Below are 20695 nucleotides of genomic sequence, written 5' to 3' on the forward strand. Positions count from 1 at the left end.
GCTGTTCGCCGCCTGGGAGCGAGGAGGCTCACTTACCCCCGGCCGCAGGAAGACGAACGCGGGAAGGTCACCCGACGCTGCGGCGGTAACAGATCAGAAGGCCGGCGATGCCGACGAAGGCGCGTTGGCGACGGAGATGCCGACCAGGACAACACACCCCGGCAACGTCCATGAGCCGGGGACGGCCCTCGGTGGTCCCAGCACCACCCCCACACGCACCGTCTGGCCGCACTGTCCTGCCGCCCCGTGTCCGCCAGAGTCGTGAGGGGTCGGCGGACACGGCCGACAAAATCACCAGCAGGAGGGGAAACAGCATGTCCGAAGCAGCAGTTGGGGCACATCGCGGCATGGCCCGACGAGGGTTCCTGGCCGGGGCCGCCGCCATGACGGGTGCGGCACTGACGGGCACGGCGTCCGCCGGCACGGCACGCGCGGCCGGGACCAGGGCCGCAAACGGCGCCCACACCGGCCCGTTGGCGTTCACCCACGTCACCGTGATCGACGGATCGGGAGCACCCCCGGCCCCCGACATGACGGTCGTCGTCGAGGGCGGCCGCATCACCCAACTCGCCCCGAGCGCACACGCCCGGCTCCGCCCGGACACCCGCACGGTCGACCTGACCGGCAAATACCTGATCCCGGGACTGATCGAGGCGCACACCCACAGCGACGGCCCGGAGACAGTGATCCCGGCGCTGTACGCCCTCACCGGCGTCACCACGGTCCGGGAGATGCGGGGCCAGCCGGTCCACCACGAGTGGCGCGAGAAGATCCGCAACGGTGCACTGCTCGGCCCCCGCTGGGTGATCGGCAGCCCCATCGTCGACGGCACGCCCTCCCTGTGGGCGGCCGACGTGGGCCCCACCATCGAGGTGCGCGACGCGGCCGAGGCCCGGCGCGCCGTACGGCGGGTCAAGCGCGAGGGCGCGGACTTCGTCAAGGTGTACTCCCGCCTGTCCCGCGAGGCCTACTTCGCCATCGCGGACGAGGCACAGCGCCAGGGCATCCCCCACCTCGGGCACTGCCCCGACACCGTACGGATCGCGGAGGCGAGCGCCACCGGCCACCGCACCATCGAGCACCTGCACGCGCTGCTCCTGGCGACCTCACGGCACGAGAAGGAGATACGGCGCCGCCTGGCCGCCGTACGGATCGACCCGCGCGACCCCAGCAGCCTGTCCCGCTACCACAGCTGGTTCCAGCAGGTGCATCCCCTCGAATGGCGGGCGGTGCAGGGCTACGACCGGGACCGGGCGGACGCCCTCTTCGCGGGTCTGGCGGCCGACGGGACCGCGGTCGTCCCCACGCTCAGCGTGCACCGCACACTGGAGCTGCCCCACGACGTTCCGTCCCGGGCCGAGGAGTGGAAGTACCTGCCCGCCTGGCAGACGGAGAGCTGGCCGGACCAGCTGGCGGCCCTGACCGGTGGGCGCACCCCCGAGCAGGAGGGGCAGATCCGCCAGATCTTCGCGCACCGGCTCCGGCTGGTGAGCGAACTGCACGGCGCGGGTGTGCGGCTGGCGGCGGGCACCGACACCGGCACGGGATACCTCGTCCCGGGCTTCGCCCTCCACGACGAGCTGGCGCTGCTCGTGGCGGCCGGCCTCACCCCGGCCGAGGCCCTGCGCGCGGCCACGCGGGACGCGGCCCGCACCCTCGGCCTGCCCGCCGTCGGCACCGTGGCCCGCGGACAGGCCGCCGATCTGCTCGTCCTCGACGCCGACCCGCTGCGCGACATCCGCAACACCCGCCGTATCCACGGCGTGGTGGTCGACGGCAGGTGGATCCCGCCGGAGGAGCGCCGTCGGCTGCTCGCGGCGGTGGAAGAGGCCGCCGCACAGACCCCGCCGCCCCAGGAGGGGGCGGCCATGACGGGCTGCGGCTGCGGCGGGCACCCCGCCGCTTAGGCGAGTGCTCCACCCATGACCGGACCTCAGACCCGAGGCGTACGACCCGCACCTGGACGTCGGCTTCAGCCGGCTCCACGGCGACGGCCCGCCTGCACCGGACGGCTGCAGTCAGGCGTCCGGTGCAGGCGGGCGAGTCCGCCGTGCCGTGGTGAGGCGGTGGGTTCAGATGGTCCAGGTGCGTGAGCACAGGACGAGCAGGTATCCGTCGGGGTCGGCGACGGTCACGCCGTATCTGTCCCAGTAGGGGTTGTGGGCGGGAACTCTGGTGCCCCGATGGGACTCCAGGCGGTCGATCAGGGCCTGGTCGACGGGGGCGCCGAGGTAGATGACGAACAGGTCGTCCGCTGTCGGGGTGGGCTCGCGCGGCCGTTGGGGGTCATGTGTGAGTTCGACGTGCCAGGCGGCGCCCGGCGGGCCGACCATCAGGAGGTCGTGCTCACCCGCGACGCGCTCGGTGGAGCGCCACAGGACGTCCAGGCCGAGACCGTCCACGTAGAAGCGCTCGGCGGCTGCGAGGTTCCGTGAGGGCCGGGCCACCCGGATCCGGGTCGTGGAGTCGATCACGCGGAACGCTCCAGGGCGGCGCGCCAGACCGGGCTGTCGACGTAGTGGTTGTCGAAGCGTTCCGAGGACTCGGCGATCTCCTTCGGGTCTGCCTCGCCGCGCATCACCCGGCCGAGCAGGCGCAGGTAGTCGAACCTGCCCATACCGGGGGTGAAGACGAACAGGACATCCGCTTCGCAGCCCGGGGCGGCCGCGAAGGCGTGCGGGGTGTGGGGCGGTACGGCGAGGAAGTCGCCTGCCTTCAGGACGGTGACGTCCTCTCCCACCAGGACCTGCAGGGCTCCGCTGATGACGAAGAAGAGTTCCGATGCCCGGGTGTGGAAGTGGGCAGGCGCCCCTGTCGCGCCCTTGGCGAAGGCGGATCGGTAGCTTGTGCAGCCGCCTGCGGTGCCGTCCGAGTCGGCCAGCAGGGTCATCACGCTGCTCGGGTCGGCGCAGGTCTCGGCATCTGCCTGGCGGACCAGCAGCGCCTCGAGCGGGGTCGTGGTCGCGGGCATGGTGGGTGTTTCCTTGTTCATGAGGGTGCTCCTGGGTGTGCGGATGGGATGGAACTGGGGTGAGGCAGGTCAGCCGCCCAGCGTGATCAGGGCTGCGATCGCCGGGCCGAAGGCACCGCCCAGCTGGTAGCAGAGGTTGAACAGGCCGATCGCTGTGGGGCGCTGAGCGGTCGGCGCGGCCTGGGTGGCGTATACCGCGAGCGTGGCCTGGCCCGCGCTGGTCGTGAAGACGGCCAGCGTCGCGACCAGCAGGAGCAGCGGCGCCCAGGGGGTCAGCACGGCGGTGAGCGGGGCCAGTGCTCCGGCCGTGAGCAGGATCGTCAGGACGCGCGGGCGGCCCAGCCGGGCCGAGGCCGCGGCCAGCACCATGGAGAGCACGGAGCCCGTGAGGAGGGCGGCGAGTTGGCCGGTGCCGATCGTGGAGGTCGACCAGTCGGTACGGTCGTGCAGCAGCTGCGGGATGGTGAAGAGCAGCGTGAAGTACGAGGTCGCGAGGGTGCAGGCGAGCAGGGCGGAGAGGGCGAAGGCCCGGGTGCGCAGCAGCGGTGCGGGGACGAAGCCGGTGGGGTTGGACCGGATGTGCAGGGCCAGTAGCGCGGCCGTCATCAGCGCGGCGGCCGCCGCCGGGAGCGGGTAGCGCGGGACGAGTACCAGGGCTGTCGCCGTCAGGACCAGCAGGGCGGCGCCCCGGCCGTCGAAGGGGGTGGTCTGCTGGGGTGCGGACAGGTCGGCGCGGCGCATGACGGCCGGCAGGGCCAGGAGGGCGACCGCTCCGACGGCGAGGGACATCCGCCAGGAGGCCGTGCCCGCGATCGCGGAGCCGAGCAGCGGTCCGACCGCGCCCAGCGTCCCGAAGCCTGCCGTGATCACTCCCATTCGGCGGACCGAACCGGCCAGGCTCATCGCCGCGGTGACCAGGCCCGCGCCGCCCACCGCCTGGGCCGCCCGGCCTGCCATGGCCAGCGGCAGCCAGGGTGCCGCGGCGACGACCGCGGTGCCGGTCACGATCAGGGTCGCGCTCAGCCGGAGCGTGTTGCCCAGGCCGCGGCGGCGCAGCAGGCCCGCCATCAGGGGGGTGCCGACGGCCATGGCCCAGGCGAAGACCGTCACGAGCCAGGTCGCCGTGGCCGTTCGGATGCCGAGCGAGCCGGCCATGTCGGGCAGGATCAGGACCGGGCTGTTGGCGCTCGCGGCGACCGGGGCGGCCAGCAACGCCAGCCAGGCGGAAGGGACTTGGCGCGCCGGTGTGGCGGGCGCGGTGGCGGGGGCCGGCGTCTGCGCGGCGCGGCGGGGGTCGGGGCGGGCAAGCAGGGACATGGCGGGCTCCGGACGGTGCGGGGGTCGGCGTGGAGGGCTCAGGGACGTCAGGAAGGCGGTTCAGGCAGGCCAAGCAGCTCACGCGGCTCAGGCGGCTCAGGCGGCTCAGACCGTGGTGACGGCCTCGTGGCAGGCGGGCCGTAGCGGGCGCGGGAACCAGGTGTCCGCTGCGGGGTGGCCGATGTTCACGACCATCACAGGCGTGTGGTCGTCGTCGAGGAGCTCCTTGTGCACACCCGGGAAGCCGAAGCCGGTCATCGGCCCCGCGGCCGGCCCTGCCGCCCGCCCGCCGGGGATGAAGTGCGCCGCCTGGAGTGTCGCGTTGAGCAGCGCGGACTCCTCGCGGACCGGGCGGCCGGCGAGGAGCCCATGCGGCGCAGGACCGTCAGGTGGGCCTCGCCGCGGAAGTCGACGGCGTAGCGCGGGGGCGCGCTCGACGATGGTGGTCTGGAAGCCATGGCGATGCAGCCAGTAGGCGGGCGCGGGGCCGGCGACGGAAGCGCCGGAGATCAGTGCCTTGAGGTTCGTCATGCCTCAGACCTTCTACGGGACCGCTCACCGCGGGCTCACCGTGCGCTCACCGCGCTCGCTTGCACGCCCGCCCGCTTGCACACCCGCTCGCCCGCTTGCTCGCTTGCTCGCCGCGGAGGAATGGCCGCGCTCACCGGTGCGCGGCCACGGCCTCAAGGACGGACTCCAGGGCCTTCTCGGACAACCCCAGCATGCGCAGCACCTCCGGGGCGTGCGCCCCGACCGTGTCAGCGGCCTCGGCGGCCTGCCGGTAGTGCTTGCGTGCCTGCGTGTGGTGGCTGCGGGCTTCGGCGACGCGGCCGAGGCCGATGAGCGTGCGCACCCGGGGCCCCAGACTTTTGATCCAGTGCGGATCGATCCGCTCCAGCGCCTCGCTGTAGAGCCGTTCCGCCTCTGCCAGGTCGCCCTTCTCGAGGGCGATGTCGCCGAGCCCGCGCAGTGCAGCCGCCAGGTAGGTGGAGCTGCCGGCGCGGCGGGCGAGCGCGGCAGCGCCCGCATAGGCGTCACGGGCCCCCGCCGCGTCGTCCCCGGCGAGGTGATCGCCCCGGTTGACCAGCAGGTCGGCGCTGTCCTCCAGAGCGCCGAGCCGTTCGGTGAGCACCAGGGCCTCGTCGGTCAGCGCGACCGCCCGCGTCCGGTCGCCGCGCGCGCCGGCCAGGCCGGCCAGCGTGTCCAGGGCCAGTGCGGCGCCCCAGCGGTCACCGAGCGAACGGAATCCCTCCAGGGCCTGGCCGAAGGCGTCCTCGGCCGCCGCGGGATCCCGCTGGCCGAGGTGCCCGAATCCCGACACGTAGTGGGCGGCGGCCCGCGCCCACGGCTCGGGACAGTCGCGCTGGGACGAGACGAGCGCGAATGCACCCTGCGGGTCAGGTCCGTCTGCGTTCCGCATCATCCACAGCAGCAGGACGATCGGGTAGCGGCCCGACCGGTCGCCGGGCCACGCGGCCACCAGCGCCTTGCCGGCCGTCGCACGGTGCCGCTGCCACACCTGCCCCCCGGCATCGCCCGCTGCCGACGCCGCGCCGGCGAGCAGCACGCACGTCGCGTACTCCTCGCCGAGCCCGTCGGGGACCGCCTCGCCCACCGATGCGAGCAGTGCGATCGCCAGGGGCGCGACCGACGCGGACGCGCCGCGGATCCACAGGTAGTTGAACGCCGCGGCGAGCAACTCGAAGGCCCTTTCCACTGCCGGCTCCTCGACCGCCCAGCGCAGCGCCGCCAGGAGGTCACCGTGCTCGGCGGCGACCACGGGCAGCCACTCCAGCTGCTCGGCCCGCCGCAGATGCGGGTCGGCCGTCCGCACGAGTTCCAGCAGGCGCTGGGCGTGGGCGCGCTGCACGGACTCGCGTTCGCCCGCCGCGTCGAGGCGTTCGGCACCGTAGGCGCGGATCGTCTCCAGCATCCGGTAGCGGCCGCCCGCGGCCTCCAGCAGCGACTTGTCGGCCAGCGCCTCCAGCGTCTCACCGTCGGTGCCGCACACCCGAAGCGCGGACTGGGCCGTCGCGCCCCCGACGAAGACCGTGAACCGCCGCGCGGCCCGCTGCTCGGGCTCGGACAGCAGGTCCCAGCTCCACGCGACCACCGAGCGCAGCGTGCGGTGCCGCTCGTCCGCCGCGCGGTTGCTGCGGGCGCCGACGGCGAGCAGGTCGTCCAGCCGCCCCGCCAGGTCGTCGATGTCCAGGGTGCGCGACCGCGCCGCGGCGAGCTCGATGGCCAGCGGCAGGTCATCAAGCGCCGCGCAGATCCGCCGCACGATCTCGGGGTCGGCGGTGAAGCCGCGCCGCACGGCACCGGCCCGCTCCGTGAACAGCCGTACAGCCGCGTCCTCGTCGAGCGGCCGCACGGAGAAGAGGTACTCGCCGATGATGCCGAGCGGCTCCCGGCTCGTCGCCAGCACACGCAGCCGCGGGCAGGCCGCCAACAGCCGCGCCGCCAGCCCGGCGACCTCGTCGGCAAGGTGCTCGCAGTTGTCCAGGACGAGCAGCAGCACCTGGTCGGACAGCGCCGCGATCAGACGATCGACCGGCGCCTTCGCTCCGCCGTCCATCTGAAGCCCGTTCTCCCGCAGGCCGAGCGCGCCCAGCAGGGCATGCGGCAGGCCGGCGCCGTCGCGCAGCGGTGCCAGCTCCACAAAGCACACCTGGCCCGCAACGCCCCCGACACCCGCGACCTCGACCGACAGCCGGGTCTTGCCGACGCCGCCCGGCCCGAGGAGGGTGACCAGCCGAGCCACCCGCAACGCCTCGGCGACTTCCGTCACCTCCTCGGCGCGCCCCACGAAACTCGTCAGCTGGGCGGGCGGCGCGGCGGGCGACGCCGTCGGATCGATGCTCAGCAGCTCCCTGTGCAACGCCGTCAGTTCGGCCGAGGGATCGGCGCCCAGCTCGTCGGCCAGGTGACGCCGGGTCTCCTCGAACACCACCAGCGCCTCGGCCTGCCCGCCCTCGGCGAACAGCGCCCGCATCAGCAGCCCCGCCAGCCGTTCCCGGAGCGGATGGCGGCCGACCAACTCGCGCAACTCAGGTACGACCGCCGTGTGTTCGCCGAGCCGCAGCCCCGCTTCGATGCGGTCTTCGAGTGCCCCGAGCCGACGCTCTTCCAGCCGCACGGCGGCGGCCTGGGCGGTCTCGCTCTCGGGCAGGTCGGCCAGCGCCGGTCCCCGCCACAACTCCAGCGCCTCACACAGCAGCACGACCGCCCGTTTGGCGTCGCCGTCGACGAGCGCCGCACGCCCCTCCCCCGCCAAACGCTCGAACCGGCAGGTGTCCACATCGTCCGGATCGACCACGATCCGATACCCCGCCCCGGCCCGTTCGATCGCGGCCCCGGCGCCCAGTGCGCTACGGAGCCTGGACACCTGGGACTGCAGCGAATGGGCCGAAAGCGCCCCGGTGGGGTCGATCTCGTCAGCCAGCCGGTCCGTCGAGACGACATCTCCGGGGCGCACCAACAGCAGGGCCAGCAACGCCCGTCGGGCCGGTCCGCCCAACGCGACGTCGCCGCCGTCGCCGTGCCATGCTCGAGTCTCGCCGAGGATTGCGAACTGCATGCCGGCGATTATTCATCGGCGTGAAGATCATGGTGCGATCGGGCCGAGGAAGGTCCCGCCCGAGACGTCGACGGTCTGACCGGTCACCCAGCGGCCCTGTGGGCCGGCCAGGAATGCGACGACGTCCGCGATGTCCTCCGGCTCGCCCAACCGCCCCAGCGCGGTGATCGACTCCAGCCCGGCCACCACCTCGGGGATGGAGGTGTAGCCCGCGGTCATGTCGGTCCGCACGGCACCCGGCGCGACCGTGTTCACCGTGATGCCGCGGCGGCCGAGCTCGTTGGCCAGCGACGGTGCCATCGACTCCAGCGCCGCTTTGCTGATCGTGTAGCCGATCTGGGTGGAGACCGCGAACCGGCTGGCCGTGGAGCCCATGTTGATGATGCGTCCACCGTCGTTCAGCAGTGCCATCGCGCGCTGGACCACGAAGAACGGGGTGGCGACGTTGATCTCCATCAGCCTGCCGAACTCCTCCTCGGTGACCTGCGAGATCGGGTTGCCCGAGCTGATGCCCGCGTTGTTGACCAGAATGTCCAGCCCGGCCCCTGCCAGCCCCACGGTCAGCTCGTCGAACAGCTGGTCCACCGCGCCGTTCTCGCCGAACCGGGCCCGGATCGCGAACGCCCGGCCGCCCGCTTCCTCGATCCGCCCCACGACCTCCTGGGCCGCCTGGTCGTTGCCGCCGTAGTGGACGGCGACCAGCGCGCCCTCGGCCGCCAGCCGCAGCGCGACCGCCCGGCCGATTCCCCGCGAACCGCCGGTCACCAGTGCCGTCCTGCCGGTCAGAAGGTTCATTGCCGCTCCCTGTCGGATGGCCGGTCCGCAGCGGATCCGGCGATGACCCAACAGTCGCGGCGAGGGCTCACCAGGAGCTCACCGCGGGCTCACCGGGGTACATACCCCTCGAAGCCTTGACGCCGGATCAGCAGCTGTTGCGCGTGCTCCTGGAGGACGACCAGGCGGCCTTCGAGCAGGCCCTGGCGCATCGTCTTGTCCAGCACCGGCAGAGCGCGTCCCCCGATGCGGCGCCCCGCAGCCTGCTGCCGCACAAGACGATCGCCCTGGCCGCTTTGGCCGTCCAGGTGCACGGCTGGGACGTGCGCGTCCGATCCGGCTACCTGCCGCAGGCCTTGCTAGTGCTGTGACCGCATAGGTTCGCCGGGTCGGCGGTCGTGGCGGTTGCATGTGCGGTGACATCCGATCCGACCGCTGGAGGCGCGGTGGCCGAGCCCGTCCGTGTACGCAGACTGACCGACCACGAGGGGCAGAAGCTGCAGCAGATCGTGCGCCGGGGCGGCACGAGTTCGGTGCGCTACCGGCGGGCGATGATGCTGCTGGCCTCCGCTGGAGGAAAACGGGTGCCGGTGATCGCACAGCTGGTGCAGGCCGACGAGGACACCGTCCGGGATGTGATCCACGCGTTCACCGAGAAGGGCCTGGCCTGCCTGGACCCTCGGTGGGCGGGAGGCCGTCCCCGCCAACTCAAGTCTGACGAAGAGGACTTCGTCGTCCAGACGGCCACCACCCGCCCGGTCAAGCTCGGCCAGCCTCTTACTCGCTGGTCACTGCGCAAGCTCGTCGCCTACCTGCGCAAAGTCCACGGCCGGGTGATTCGCATCGGCCGTGAGGCATTACGGTGCCTGCTCGCCCGCCGAGGCGTCACCTCCCAGCGCACCAAGACCTGGAAGGAGTCCCCGGACCCCGAAAGGGAGACGAAGCTGGACCGTATCGAGCACGTCCTGGACCGCTTCCCGGACCGGGTATTCGCCTTCGATGAGTTCGGCCCACTCGGAATCCGGCCCATCGGCGGCAGCTGCTGGGCCGAACAGACCCGGCCCGACCGGCTGCCGGCCACCTACCATCGCACCCACGGCGTCCGGTACTTCCATGGCTGCTACTCGGTGGGCGATGACCGTCTGTGGGGCGTGAACCGCCGCAAGAAGGGTGCCGGGAACACGCTGGCCGCGCTGAAATCGATCCGCGCCGCCCGGCCCGACGGCGCACCGATCTACGTGATCCTGGACAACCTGTCCGCCCACAAGGGCGCCGACATCCGCCGCTGGGCAAAGAAGCACAAGGTCGAGCTGTGCTTCACCCCGACCTACGCCTCCTGGGCGAACCCGATCGAGGCGCACTTCGGACCACTGCGGCAGTTCACCATCGCCAACTCCCACCACCCCAACCACACCGTCCAGACCAGGACCCTGCACTCCTACCTCCGCTGGCGCAACGCCAATGCCCGCCACTCCGACGTCCTGGCCGCCGAACGCAAGGAACGCGCCCGAATCCGCAGCGAGAAAGGCACCCGATGGGGCGGACGCCCCCTCACAACCGCAGCCTGATCCAACCCGGCGAACCTACGCGGTCACAGCACTAGATCGCTGCCGTTGCGGCTCCGTAGGGCGACACGGCCGTCGGCCCACCGGCCGGCCAGGGCGCGGTAACCGTCCCACTTCTGTTATGCGCTGTTGAGCTGTCCACGGACTATCGTCCAGCGTCATGTCGATCACCGGTTGGCGAGCACGGGAGTTCAGCTCCCTGTTGGCCGATCTCGGTGAAGGGTTGGATGATCTGGGGGTGCCCGAGGGGCAGCCGTTCCTGATCAGTCCGGCGGGCGTGTACGACGTGGCGCTGAACCGGTATTTCTCGGTGTGGCTGGCGTCTTCGCCGTGGAACACCCAGGCCGCCCATGCCCGGGACCTGCGCACGTACTTCGACTTCCTGTGGTTCGCGCGAGGCAGGCGGGACTGGCGTGATGCGCCCATGGACGACCGGCGGGCGGCGTTCGAGTGGTGGGGCGGTCACCTACGACTGCAATGTCTGCCGGCAGCCCTACGAGCGCCCCGACCTGGCCGCCTGCGCCACGCACGACGCGGTAGGACGGCATCATCGCGTCGAAGGCGCCCTTGAACTGCTGAATCGACCCACAAAGCCCTGACCGCACCACACGGGCCTCGACCCGGAATCCTGCGGACAGGGACTGTGCGACGGGGACTCGACGCCACGTAGGCAGGCAGTCTCCGGAATCCCAGCAGCACGCGGTGGCGGTAGCCCTCCGGCCGGCCGCCCCAGCCGTCCAGTCATGCCGGTATGGGCAGCAACGGCCGGATGGCCTGCCATTTGGGGATTCGGGCCATGCCGCAGCCGAGGACTGCCCGGATGGTCGCCTGGGCCTGAGGCCGGGGCCGCGCTTCAGCGAGGCAGCAGGACGTCGACCTGCCTGCGGATGTCCTGCACGATCTCCTCGACGCTCAAGGCGATGTTCACGCCTGCCGCCATGCTGAGGAACATCACGGCGGACACGATGTGTGCCAGCGTCGCGGCGTCGCCCTCTGCGACCCGATCGTCTCGGCGCAGCACGGCGGCGACGGCCTCCTCGGTCTGCGCGACGATGGCCAGTGCCGCGCCGCGCCGGGGCTCCTCGGGGTCGCCGAAGACCATCTCTCGCAGGTAGGTGCGTCCGTTGTCGATCTGGATGCGGTTGCACTCGACGATCGGCCGGACGATCGCCATCACCGCGTCCAGCACGCCGGGGACGGTCTCGGCGTCCGCCCGGCCCTGCTCAAGTGCTTCGACGTACTTGGCGTTCTGGACAAGGAGGAGGAGTTCGCCCTTGGTCTTGGCATAAAGGAACAGGGTCCCGGTGCCGATGTCGGCCTTGTCGGCGATCTGCTGGGTCGTGACCTCATCGACGCCGTGTTCGGCGAACAGTTCACTGGCGGCAGCGACGATGCGGTCGAGTTTCTCCTGCTTGTTCCGCTCGCGCCGTCCGACCGACTGGGAGGCGACAGACATGGGTGGTGTCCTCGTGCGTTCTGTGTCGCCCGTCGCGGTTGCGGCGGGTCAGCTGTTGCCGATGACGGCCTTGCCGCGGATGCCGCCCTGGGACAGGGACTGCAGCGCCTGCGGGGTCTGGTCGAAGCCGACCACCTTTCCCACGACCGGGCGCACCACGCCCTTGTCGATGAGGGTGGTGATCTGGCGGAGCTGGTCGCCGCTGGCGCGCATGAGCATGAACTCGTACGTCACGCCGAGCTTCTTCGCCTGCTTGCGGATCTTGCGGCTCAGGACGCCGACCCCCAGGCGCAGCAGCGGGTTGAGGCCGGCCTCGCGCGCGAAAGTGGGCTCCGGGGGACCAGAGATCTCGATGGCTTTGCCGCCGGGCTTGAGCACCCGCAGGGACTTCTCGAGAGTCTCCCCACCGAGGCTGTCCAGCACCAGGTCGTAGCCGGTCAGGAGCTGCTCGAAGTCCTGGCTGCGGTAATCGATCACCGTGTCCGCGCCGAGCGCGCGCACGAAGTCCGCGTTGGAAGCGCTGGCGGTCGTGGCGACGTGCGCACCGAGGTGCGCGGCGAGCTGGATCGCGATCGAACCGACCCCGCCGGCGCCGGCGTGGATGAGAACCTTCTGCCCGGGCCGCACCTTCCCGCGCTCCACCAGTGCCTGCCACGCCGTGAGCGCCACCAGCGGCAGCGCGCCGGCCTCATTCATGCTGATCGAGGCGGGCTTGAGCGCCAGGTCGCCCTCCGCGACGGCGATGCGCTCGGCGAACGTGCCGATGCGGTCCTGGTCGGGCCGGCCGTAGACCTCGTCCCCGGGCTTGAAGCCGCGAACCGCCGTCCCGACGCCGATGACAGTGCCCGCGACATCGTTGCCCAGGATCACCGGCAGCTTGTAGGGCAGGATCTGCTTCAACTCACCGGCGCGGATCTTCTCATCCAGCTGATTCAGCCCGGCAGCCTCCACCCGGACGAGCACGTCGTGCTCCCCCACGGTGGGTTCGGGGACGTCCGCCTCCTGCAGCGGCTCCTTGTACTTGGTGACCACGAACGCTCTCATGGGGCACTACTCCTTGTCTTCATCCTATTTATCCAGGCGTGAGGCCAGATCGGCCAATTCGGCGTGACATGGGGCCTCGCCTCACTCACTCAACCCGAGTGCACTCAACTATGAGTATGCTCAGAATTATTTCCAGGGAGGCCCCATGGGACGCGGCCCACATGCCGGGCTCCGGGCGCGGCCGAACGGGACGGGGCGGCCGGCGTCAGGCGACGCTCAGGACGATCTTCCCGGTGGTGCGGCCCTGCTCGCCGATCTCGTGCGCCTTCGCGGCCTCGGCCAGCGGGACGACGGTCTCGACCACGGGCGTGAGCGCGCCCCGCTCGGCCAGGGCGGCGATCTCGCGCAGACCCAGGTGGTCGGGCTCGACCAGCATCCACACCGCCCGCACGTGGCCGGGGACGTCGGCGGGGACGTCGTCGGGGCCGGGCAGGGTGATCAGCCGGCCGCCCGGGCGCAGCACCGTCAGGGACCGCTCGGCGTTCTGGCCGCCGAGCCCGTCCAGCACCACGTCCACGTCCCCGACGGCGTCCTCGAAGCGGACCGTGCGGTAGTCGATCACCTCGTCCGCGCCCAGCTGCCGCAGCAGGTCGTGCTTGCCGGCGCTGGCCGTGCCGATGACGTACGCGCCGCGGGCCTTGGCGATCTGCACGGCCAGGTGGCCGACCCCGCCGGCCGCCGCGTGCACCAGCACCCGCTCACCGGCGCGCACCCCGGCGGTGTCCACCAGGGCCTGCCAGGCGGTCAGTCCGGCCAGCGGCAGCGCCGCCGCCTGCACGTGGGTGAGGTTCGCCGGCTTGGGTGCGAGGTGGCGGGCCGGGGCGACGACGTACTCGGCGTAGGCGCCGGCCTGCCGCGGGAACAGCGGCATGCCGTACACCTCGTCCCCGGGGCGGAACATCCCCACGCCCGGTCCGACGGCCTCCACGGTGCCGGAGACGTCCCATCCGACCGCCGGGACCTCGCCCCACTCGATCAGGGCCCCGCTGGCCCGGGTCTTGAAGTCCACCGGGTTCACACCGGCCGCGTGGACCCGCACCAGGACCTCGTTCAGTCCCGGCTCGGGCCGGGCGACCTCACGCTCCACGAGCACTTCCGGTCCGCCCCACTGCTCCACGACCACCGCACGCATGTTGTCCGCCTCACTCTTTTCCGTCTTGATCGGATACCGGCCGCCCGGGTCCTTCCCGGCGCGACGCAGTCCACGATCCGGCACCCGCCCCCACCATGGTGTTGGCCGTCTGGCCACTATGTGACAGGATCTGGCCATGAGTGAGATGCCGTGGCCGTGCACCGACCCCCGCCCCGACCCGAGCGCCGACGCGGCCGGGCGGCACCGCATCGCCGTCCTCGCCCTGCCCGGCGTCCCGCCCTTCGAACTCGGCATCCCCTCCCGCGTCTTCGGCAGCGTCCTGGACGCCGGCTCACGCCCGCTGTACGAGGTCACCGTCTGCACCGCCGACGGCGCCCCGGTCCTCAGCGACGCCGGGTTCACCGTGCAGCCCGCGGCCGGTCCCGAGGCCCTGGCCGCCGCGGACACCGTGATCGTCCCGCCCACGCACGCCATGCCCGAGCTGGGCCGCGGCGGCCCGCTGCCGCCCGAGGTCACCGCGGCCATCGCCGACATCCGGCCCGGCACCCGCCTGGTGTCCATCTGCGCCGGCTCCTACGTCCTGGCCGCCGCGGGCCTCCTCGACGGCCGGCCCGCCACCACCCACTGGGGCCTCGCCCCCGAGTTCCGCCGCGCCTACCCCCGCGTCAAGGTCGACGAGGAGGTCCTCTTCGTCGACGACGGCGACGTCCTGACCTCCGCGGGCGTCGCCGCCGGCATCGATCTGTGCCTGCACATGATCCGCCGCGACCACGGCGCCGCCGCCGCCAACCGCGCCGCCCGCATGTGCGTCGTCCCGCCCTGGCGGGACGGCGGCCAGGCCCAGTACATCGACCGCCCGGTGCCCGAACCCACCGTCGCCACCACCACCGCCACCCGCACCTGGGCCCTGGAACACCTCGGCGACCCCCTCTCCCTGAACCGCCTGGCCGAACACGCCCGGATGAGCCTGCGCTCCTTCACCCGCCGCTTCCGCGACGAGGTCGGCATGACCCCCGTGCAGTGGCTCACCGCGCAACGCCTGGAACTGGCCAAGCAGTTGCTGGAGACCACCGACCTGTCCATCGACCTGGTCGCCCACCGCTGTGGCTTCGGCTCCGCCAACTCCCTGCGCGCCCACATGCGCACCGCCTTCGGTGTCTCACCCGCCTCCTACCGCCGCACCTTCCATACCGACGACCTGGTGGAAGCGGGCGTCTGAGGACACATCAGCGCCGCACATACCCGCTCCGCGGGCCGGCCGGGATCCGCCTGATCATCCGCTGCCGGTGCCCCTCCAGCGGAGGCCAGCAGCATCATCGCCCGCCGGTAGCGCACCGAACTCGTGCCGCCCCGGCGCACGATCTGCTGCAGCTTCTGCCCCTCGCGGTCGGTCAGTCTGCGTACACGGACGGGCTCGGCCACCGCGCCTCCAGCGGTCGGATCGGATGTCACCGCACATGCAACCGCCACGACCGCCGACCCGGCGAACCTATGCGGTCACAGCACTAGCTGGCCCGGAAGGCGCGCCGCCGGCCCACGGATGAGCTGCCCCGGCTGGGCGACTTGCTGCTGGAGGGGGCGGCGAGAGCGCCTGGGCCGACGCACTTCTCGACCGGCCGCAGCGGCGGTCGAAGCGAGACAGTCGGCAATCCACCCGCACGCGGTGGGGGCGCGCTCAGCCGGCACCGCCTTCGCCAGCCGCACCATGCCCGCCGGATCCGCAGCTACCACTCCGAAAAGACACCGTCGCCGACAACGGCACAGGGCCCGGATCCGTACGGATCCGGGCCCTGCACCATGCAGTAGCGGGGACAGGATTTGAACCTGCGACCTCTGGGTTATGAGCCCAGCGAGCTACCGAGCTGCTCCACCCCGCGTCGGTGATCCCTACCGTACGCCATCACAGCGGACCCAAAGACCACCACCGCGGAAGGGTGCCCGGCGCGCGGGTGGGCCACGACCGGATGGCCCGTTGGGCCGTCGCGTTCGCCCGCGCCGGCCTCGGCCTGGCTGCCGCGCCTCAGCGGCTGAAGTCCTCGCCGAAGTGAGCGGCGCCCGTCGGCCCGGAGAGCGCACCGATGTTGAAGCTGGTGCTCCCCGCTCCTGTGACGCCGGAAGCGCTGGTCGGCAGCCGCCAGACTCGCCCCTTCCAGCCGTCCTCGCCATTCCCGCCGACCAGGATCCCGCCCGCCCCGCCCACAGCCACATGCACCGCCGCCCCGAAGTGGTCCATCGCCTCCGACGTGCTCGGCACGCTGCTGGTGTTCTGGGTGATGACCTGGGCGCCTGCGGTGGTGACACCGTTCGGGCCGCCACGCAGCACGGTGACCGCACCCGCCCGGAAGGTTCCCTCGGCGTCGCCGCCGGTCTCCCACGGTGCCCCGATCACGAGGTCCCCGTAGCCGTCGCCGTTCGTGTCGCCCACGGCGAGACTGTCGCCGAACCGGTCGTTCTTCTCGTCGATTCCCGGCACCCCCCTGGTGGCCTGTGTGAGGGTCCGTGGCGCCCGGGTCGTGCTGATGCCCTTCGGGCCGCCGTAGGTCACGTAGACCGCGCCGCCGGGCGCCGCGGCCGTCCCGGCGTCGCCGTTCCCGCTGACGAAGTCCTGGTAGCCGTCGTGGTCAAGGTCACCGAACGTACCCGTGCCCGTCGCCTTGAGGGTTCCGGCGTCGGCGAGGCCCGCCGCCGAGCCGACGTAGAGCCGCCCGGTGGCGGTGAAGTCCCGTGCGTTGCCGCCGGTCGCGATGTCGGCCACACCGTCACCGGTCATGTCGCCCACGAACACGACTCCGGGCGCGTACCCGGCGTCCTTCGTCACGGTGTCGCGGAACTCGATGCGCGCGGGGGCGCCCGTGCGGTCGAACGGGCCGTAGTAGACGGCCAGACCCCATGTGCCGTCCGCATGGGCGGCCGCCACCACGTCCGCGGTTCCGTCGCCGTCGACATCACCGGCGTCCGCGATGGAGTTGAACAGCCACGGCGAGGTCGCGGTTCCCTCTCCGCTCTCGCCCGCGGGCAGCTGACCGGCGCCGCTCAGTCCGTTGGCGCCGCCCCACACGACCGACCAGTGGGAGAGGTCGCGGATGAGGAGGTCGTCGTAGCCGTCGCCGTTCAGGTCGCCATTGCCGCCGAGGAGGCCCCAGCGCCGTTCGGCGGCCGGGTCGCCGGGCACGCCCTCGGTCGCCTGCGTGATGATCTGGCTGTGCGTGGTGTCGTAGCCGCCGGTGGAGCCGTAGACCACGGTCACCGCCCCGGCATGGCGGGCCCCGTCGACAGTGGCGGTGGGCGCGGTGATCACGAGATCGGCGAAACCGTCACCGTTGAAGTCCGACGAGGTGCCGTCGGCGGCGGCCGGAGCGGCAACCGCGGTGCCGGGTGCCAGTCCGATCACTCCGAGGACCGTGGCGGCGGACAGGGCCACGGCCGCGGCGGAACGTACGCGGAGGTGAGTGTGGGCGCGGGTACGGGCGCGGGTGGTCATCCGGTTTCCCCCTACATCACTTTCGAATCAGTGGTGTTCGTGTTCGCACTGTTGGAACTCCACTGCACAGACCGCTCGGTGATCAGAAGGTTGTACGCGCAGTGGCCCGGCCCGACCACGCAGGCGCTCTTCGCCCGGCGCGCGGTGATCGTGTTCCGGGCGGCCGCCGCCCGGGTAAGGCGCTCGCCGCTCGTACGGACGGAGCGGGTGAACTGGACGTGCAGGAACGGGACGTCCTCGTTGGCGGCCTCCTGGCCCTGGACGTTGTCGTGGCCCTCCAGGAGACACGAGCGGACCCAGGCGCGGCACACCGCGAAGCCCCGGTCGGTGAGGGCGGTGGCCAGCCGGCGGCCGTCGGCGCGGCCCGCCTTGCCGGTGCCGGTGGAGGCGACGACGTCGTGGATGGGCGCACTTACGAACGACGCCCGGTCGGGGATCCTCACGACCCCTCAAGGATTCGACGCAATGATTGCGTCATTGTATTGTCGAGGCATGCTCTTCCCCACGCCTGCCCTCACTTCTGACGACCACCGCGTGCTTGAGGCGATCGACCACATGCGCGACGCGTTGCGACACCAGGTGCGCAACTCTCCCGCCAAGTGGACGGACGGTCTGCGCAAGTTCCTCACCGCCGACGCCGTGGCGGCATCGAACTCCATCGAGGGCTTCAAGGTGGCCACGGTCGACGTCGAAGACCTGATGGAGGGGGAGAACGAGGTCGAGGTGTCCGAGGAGAACCGCGAAGAGACCCTCGCCTACCAACGGATGATGACCTACATCCAGACGCTCCACGACGTCGAGGACTTCACCTACAACAAAGGTCTCCTCAACAGCCTCCACTGGATGCTGCAGGGCCATCGTCACAGCGCCCGCCGACCGGCCGGCCAGTGGCGCAGCGGACCTGTCTACGTCACCGACGCCCGCGATCCCGGCATCGCCGCCTACACCGCACCCGACGCCGGGCTCGTCCCCGCGCTGATGTCGGAGCTCGTCGACTGGCTCAACACCGACGATGGCAGCCATCCCCTGGTCCGGGCGGCGATGGCCCACCTGCATCTGGTGTCCATCCATCCCTGGGCCGACGGCAACGGCCGCATGTCGCGCTCGCTGCAAACCCTCATGATCGCCCGGGAAGGTGTCCTCGCCCCGGAGTTCTCCTCCATCGAGAGCTGGCTCGGGCGGCCCGGCAACACGTGGGAGTACTACCGCGAACTCAACGACCGCGGTACCCACTACACGCCCCGGCAGGACGTCTCCAGCTGGGTCCGCTTCAGCCTCACCGCCTACCACCAGCAGGCCCAGACCGTCCAAGGCCGGCTTACCCGCTCCGGCCGTGTGTGGACAGCCCTCGCCGGCTTCGCCGAGGAGACCGGTCTCGACGAACGTACGGTCACCGCCCTCCACGACGTCGCCATGGCCGGGCGCGTACGCCGCTCCCGCTACCAACATGCCGAGGCCCTGAGCGTCCAACAGGCCCAACGCGATCTCCGCGACCTCACCACGACCCTCATCCTCCAGCCCGTCGGCCGCACGCGCGCCCGCTACTACGTCGCCGGCCCCCGCTTCCCCCCGCACGCCATCGACATCGCCCACACCCCCATGACCCTCACACAGCCCTACCGCACCTGATCTTCCCCGCAGCAGCCCCACGGGCAGTCCGCGACGCCGAGCTGGCTTTGACGTCGTCAATCGGCCCCTGTGCGATAGCCCGAACTGGGCCCGATTCGTGAAGATCTATGACGGCACGAAGCAGTCCCGGCACGAGCGACTGCACCCGTCCGGTGGGGCCGTCTGAAGCCGTCTCTCCACAAACGGGCGCTCAGGTGAGGAGTTCGGCGAGTTGGGCCATCTCGGTGGGCGGGTCGTCACCGGTTGGATGAGGAGCTCATCGACGCCTGCCTGTTCCAGGGCGGTGATGCGGGTGCGCAGGTCGTCGCGCCGGCTGATCGCCCGCACCAGATGCTCGCCACCGCTGGTGAAGACCGACGCCACCCCGGCCACGGTTACTGAACATGAATTCGTGATGTCGGTCTGACCGGGGGTGCAGTTGCCGGTGTCCGGCCCGGAGGGGGGCGACCACCGGGGCGTCTGCTCACCGGACCGGGGGTGGTGTCCCGCCAAGGCCAAGTGGTGTAGAGAGCGGAACCGTTTGAGTCCGGATGCACCTCGCCACGGCCTGGCGCACGAGCGCCAGGATCCGATCCCGACGCTGCTCTCGGCGGTTGACGCCGATCTGCGGCAACGCTTCAGGGGCACTGCGGCCATGACCTGCGGAGTCCCGAACTCCGCATCTCTGCACCACTTCCCTGGACGCAACCGAGCGTCCGGCCAGAGTGCGCGTTCAGTCCTCACGGATGCGGCGCAGCGTAGCCACGAGTCTGCGAGGAAGCTTCGGGCCTGCGCACGCGTAGTCGATCAGCAGGTTCCGGTAGGCGGTGTTCGCGAGCTCCGGTGCCAGGGCGGTCAAGGCCCGCAGGTCGTCGGGCGAGCCGGACAGCCGTGCGCGATAGGCGACCCTCGCCGCGCGCAGGGAGACGTCGTGTGGTGCGTGTTGCAGGCCCTGTCCGGCGAGGTTCGCGGCTGCGGCGAAGTCGCCCTGTTCGGCGCGCACGTCGGCAAGGTCCAGGTAGAGGGACCAGTTGACGCAGTCCAGGGCCAGAGCGTCTTCGTACGCCGCCGCAGCCTGGCGCAGATTGCCCATCACACGCCAGGTGGCCGCTCGGGCGACCGCGGTCCACATGACCCGGTCAGCAGCATCGGCGCGATCGCACAGGAGGAAGGACAAGTCGTAGCGGCCGCAGGCGCGGGGCAGCCGTGCCATGGCGGCCAACGACTCCGGCACGGGGCTGCGTTCGGACACCACATCGAGGGCATGGAACCAGGGCGTGAACCGCTCACGCATCTCGTCGGTGTTCAGGTCGTGGCCGTAGTCCAACGTCCGCAGACACGCCTCAGCCAGCGCCTCGGCACTCACCGCGTCAAGAAAGCGCACATCGCCGAACCAGGGTGCCACGCCCCACGCCACGTCGGGCCGCACCCCCGTGACCGAGCCGAGGGCCATCACCGCGTCGTTCATGTCCCCGTCGAGGAACAAGAAGTACGCCTGCGCCAGCACTGCGCTCAAGGAGCCGTCCCCTGCAAGGCCCTCTTGCAGTTCCGAGCGCCGGTCCTGCCGCAACTCGGCGAGGGCCGCATAGGGTTCCGGAGCTGCTGGCGCCGAGGCTATCGACCCGACCAGAAATTTGACGGCGCCGACCGGGCTTCCGCCGCAGTGCGCCATCACACCGGCGAGAGCGACTCCCGTCGTCACTGATTGATTCGGCATCGCCAGAGAATATCCGTGGCCAAAGGGTGAGGATTGCATCCGTGACTTCGATCAATGTTCGGGGAGCTGCCGCGGACGGGCCATAACGC

At 71.5% G+C, this 20695-nt stretch carries 17 protein-coding genes, 1 tRNA gene and 3 pseudogenes; 6 read left to right on the plus strand and 15 right to left on the minus strand.

The window, feature by feature from the left end; genetic code table 11:
• The first annotated feature begins 314 nt into the window (after positions 1 to 314).
• Positions 315 to 1907, plus strand: a complete 1593-nt coding sequence (locus AB5J56_RS00850) for an amidohydrolase family protein (RefSeq protein ID WP_369229012.1) — start codon at positions 315 to 317, stop codon at positions 1905 to 1907.
• A gap of 165 nt (positions 1908 to 2072) precedes the next feature.
• Here AB5J56_RS00850 and AB5J56_RS00855 read toward each other — a convergent pair whose 3' ends face one another.
• The 6 genes and pseudogenes from AB5J56_RS00855 to AB5J56_RS00880 all read right to left on the minus strand — a co-directional run bounded on the left by AB5J56_RS00855 (position 2073) and on the right by AB5J56_RS00880 (position 8663).
• On the minus strand, positions 2073 to 2474 hold the full coding sequence (locus AB5J56_RS00855) for a VOC family protein (protein ID WP_369229014.1): 402 nt from the start codon (positions 2472 to 2474) through the stop codon (positions 2073 to 2075).
• Positions 2471 to 2992 carry a cupin domain-containing protein gene (locus AB5J56_RS00860; RefSeq protein WP_369229016.1) on the minus strand — a complete coding sequence of 174 codons (522 nt, stop codon included), beginning with the start codon at positions 2990 to 2992 and terminating at the stop codon, positions 2471 to 2473. The genes AB5J56_RS00855 and AB5J56_RS00860 overlap by 4 nt, the downstream gene beginning before the upstream one ends.
• A 48-nt stretch (positions 2993 to 3040) precedes the next feature.
• Positions 3041 to 4288, minus strand: a complete 1248-nt coding sequence (locus tag AB5J56_RS00865) for an MFS transporter (RefSeq protein WP_369229018.1) — start codon at positions 4286 to 4288, stop codon at positions 3041 to 3043.
• 105 nt (positions 4289 to 4393) lie between these two features.
• A pseudogene (locus AB5J56_RS00870) lies at positions 4394 to 4648 on the minus strand (nitroreductase family protein); the annotation flags it as partial.
• Positions 4649 to 4949: 301 nt separating this feature from the next.
• Positions 4950 to 7868: a BTAD domain-containing putative transcriptional regulator gene (locus AB5J56_RS00875; protein WP_369229020.1), complete on the minus strand. Its 2919-nt coding sequence runs from the start codon at positions 7866 to 7868 to the stop codon at positions 4950 to 4952.
• Positions 7869 to 7895: 27 nt separating this feature from the next.
• Positions 7896 to 8663: an SDR family oxidoreductase gene (locus AB5J56_RS00880; protein ID WP_369229022.1), complete on the minus strand. Its 768-nt coding sequence runs from the start codon at positions 8661 to 8663 to the stop codon at positions 7896 to 7898.
• On the opposite strand from AB5J56_RS00880, the gene AB5J56_RS00885 reads away from it, so the two are divergent.
• The 3 genes from AB5J56_RS00885 (at position 8636) to AB5J56_RS00895 (ending at position 10778) form a co-directional block, all read left to right on the plus strand.
• The gene (locus tag AB5J56_RS00885; protein ID WP_369229023.1) at positions 8636 to 9013 is read left to right on the plus strand and encodes an immunity 49 family protein; all 378 of its coding nucleotides are present in this window, start codon (positions 8636 to 8638) and stop codon (positions 9011 to 9013) included. The two genes, AB5J56_RS00880 and AB5J56_RS00885, sit on opposite strands and share 28 nt — an antisense overlap.
• Positions 9014 to 9088: 75 nt before the next feature.
• Positions 9089 to 10210: an IS630 family transposase gene (locus tag AB5J56_RS00890; protein WP_369229025.1), complete on the plus strand. Its 1122-nt coding sequence runs from the start codon at positions 9089 to 9091 to the stop codon at positions 10208 to 10210.
• Positions 10211 to 10367: 157 nt separating this feature from the next.
• Complete coding sequence (locus tag AB5J56_RS00895) at positions 10368 to 10778, plus strand: hypothetical protein (protein ID WP_369229027.1); 411 nt, start codon at positions 10368 to 10370, stop codon at positions 10776 to 10778.
• A gap of 282 nt (positions 10779 to 11060) precedes the next feature.
• Here AB5J56_RS00895 and AB5J56_RS00900 read toward each other — a convergent pair whose 3' ends face one another.
• The 3 genes from AB5J56_RS00900 to AB5J56_RS00910 all read right to left on the minus strand — a co-directional run bounded on the left by AB5J56_RS00900 (position 11061) and on the right by AB5J56_RS00910 (position 13839).
• On the minus strand, positions 11061 to 11663 hold the full coding sequence (locus AB5J56_RS00900; protein ID WP_369229029.1) for a TetR/AcrR family transcriptional regulator: 603 nt from the start codon (positions 11661 to 11663) through the stop codon (positions 11061 to 11063).
• Between the two features lie 48 nt (positions 11664 to 11711).
• Positions 11712 to 12707 carry an NADP-dependent oxidoreductase gene (locus AB5J56_RS00905; protein WP_369229031.1) on the minus strand — a complete coding sequence of 332 codons (996 nt, stop codon included), beginning with the start codon at positions 12705 to 12707 and terminating at the stop codon, positions 11712 to 11714.
• 205 nt (positions 12708 to 12912) lie between these two features.
• Positions 12913 to 13839, minus strand: coding sequence for an NADP-dependent oxidoreductase (locus tag AB5J56_RS00910; RefSeq protein ID WP_369242311.1), 927 nt, complete (start codon positions 13837 to 13839; stop codon positions 12913 to 12915).
• A 145-nt stretch (positions 13840 to 13984) separates the two neighbouring features.
• Here AB5J56_RS00910 and AB5J56_RS00915 point away from each other — a divergent pair, with 145 nt between their 5' ends.
• Positions 13985 to 15019 (plus strand): GlxA family transcriptional regulator, encoded by a 1035-nt coding sequence (locus AB5J56_RS00915; protein ID WP_369242313.1) that lies wholly within the window; start codon positions 13985 to 13987, stop codon positions 15017 to 15019.
• Positions 15020 to 15087: 68 nt separating this feature from the next.
• Here the strand turns inward: AB5J56_RS00915 and AB5J56_RS00920 are convergent.
• The 4 genes and pseudogenes from AB5J56_RS00920 to AB5J56_RS00935 form a co-directional block, all read right to left on the minus strand.
• Positions 15088 to 15222 (minus strand): annotated as a pseudogene (locus tag AB5J56_RS00920) (IS630 family transposase); the annotation flags it as partial.
• 381 nt (positions 15223 to 15603) lie between these two features.
• Positions 15604 to 15677: transfer RNA gene (locus AB5J56_RS00925), tRNA-Met, on the minus strand.
• 143 nt (positions 15678 to 15820) lie between these two features.
• Positions 15821 to 17281: an FG-GAP-like repeat-containing protein gene (locus tag AB5J56_RS00930; RefSeq protein ID WP_369229033.1), complete on the minus strand. Its 1461-nt coding sequence runs from the start codon at positions 17279 to 17281 to the stop codon at positions 15821 to 15823.
• A gap of 11 nt (positions 17282 to 17292) precedes the next feature.
• A complete protein-coding gene (locus tag AB5J56_RS00935) occupies positions 17293 to 17724 on the minus strand; it encodes a hypothetical protein (protein WP_369229035.1) in 432 nt (143 codons plus the stop codon).
• 49 nt (positions 17725 to 17773) lie between these two features.
• Between AB5J56_RS00935 and AB5J56_RS00940 the strand changes: the two genes are divergently transcribed.
• Entirely contained in the window at positions 17774 to 18910 is a 1137-nt protein-coding gene (locus AB5J56_RS00940; protein ID WP_369229037.1) for a Fic family protein, read from the plus strand.
• A gap of 190 nt (positions 18911 to 19100) precedes the next feature.
• Here AB5J56_RS00940 and AB5J56_RS00945 read toward each other — a convergent pair.
• Together AB5J56_RS00945 and AB5J56_RS00950 are read right to left on the minus strand one after the other, a co-directional pair.
• Positions 19101 to 19219: pseudogene (locus tag AB5J56_RS00945) on the minus strand (5,10-methylene tetrahydromethanopterin reductase); the annotation flags it as partial.
• A 403-nt stretch (positions 19220 to 19622) separates the two neighbouring features.
• Positions 19623 to 20591: a hypothetical protein gene (locus tag AB5J56_RS00950; protein WP_369242315.1), complete on the minus strand. Its 969-nt coding sequence runs from the start codon at positions 20589 to 20591 to the stop codon at positions 19623 to 19625.
• Positions 20592 to 20695: the final 104 nt, after the last annotated feature.

Origin of the sequence: Streptomyces sp. R21 (genome assembly GCF_041051975.1) — a bacterium.
Taxonomy (GTDB): Bacteria; Actinomycetota; Actinomycetes; order Streptomycetales; family Streptomycetaceae; genus Streptomyces.

Excerpts from the sequence above, each read along its gene's own strand:
- AB5J56_RS00850 (WP_369229012.1), top strand. The coding sequence starts at position 315 with ATGTCCGAAGCAGCAGTTGGGGCACATCGCGGCATGGCCCGACGAGGG.
- AB5J56_RS00860 (WP_369229016.1), bottom strand. The coding sequence starts at position 2,992 with ATGAACAAGGAAACACCCACCATGCCCGCGACCACGACCCCGCTCGAG.
- AB5J56_RS00865 (WP_369229018.1), bottom strand. The coding sequence starts at position 4,288 with ATGTCCCTGCTTGCCCGCCCCGACCCCCGCCGCGCCGCGCAGACGCCG.
- AB5J56_RS00875 (WP_369229020.1), bottom strand. The coding sequence starts at position 7,868 with ATGCAGTTCGCAATCCTCGGCGAGACTCGAGCATGGCACGGCGACGGC.
- AB5J56_RS00880 (WP_369229022.1), bottom strand. The coding sequence starts at position 8,663 with ATGAACCTTCTGACCGGCAGGACGGCACTGGTGACCGGCGGTTCGCGG.
- AB5J56_RS00895 (WP_369229027.1), top strand. The coding sequence starts at position 10,368 with ATGTCGATCACCGGTTGGCGAGCACGGGAGTTCAGCTCCCTGTTGGCC.
- AB5J56_RS00900 (WP_369229029.1), bottom strand. The coding sequence starts at position 11,663 with ATGTCTGTCGCCTCCCAGTCGGTCGGACGGCGCGAGCGGAACAAGCAG.
- AB5J56_RS00905 (WP_369229031.1), bottom strand. The coding sequence starts at position 12,707 with ATGAGAGCGTTCGTGGTCACCAAGTACAAGGAGCCGCTGCAGGAGGCG.
- AB5J56_RS00910 (WP_369242311.1), bottom strand. The coding sequence starts at position 13,839 with ATGCGTGCGGTGGTCGTGGAGCAGTGGGGCGGACCGGAAGTGCTCGTG.
- AB5J56_RS00915 (WP_369242313.1), top strand. The coding sequence starts at position 13,985 with ATGCCGTGGCCGTGCACCGACCCCCGCCCCGACCCGAGCGCCGACGCG.
- AB5J56_RS00930 (WP_369229033.1), bottom strand. The coding sequence starts at position 17,281 with ATGACCACCCGCGCCCGTACCCGCGCCCACACTCACCTCCGCGTACGT.
- AB5J56_RS00940 (WP_369229037.1), top strand. The coding sequence starts at position 17,774 with ATGCTCTTCCCCACGCCTGCCCTCACTTCTGACGACCACCGCGTGCTT.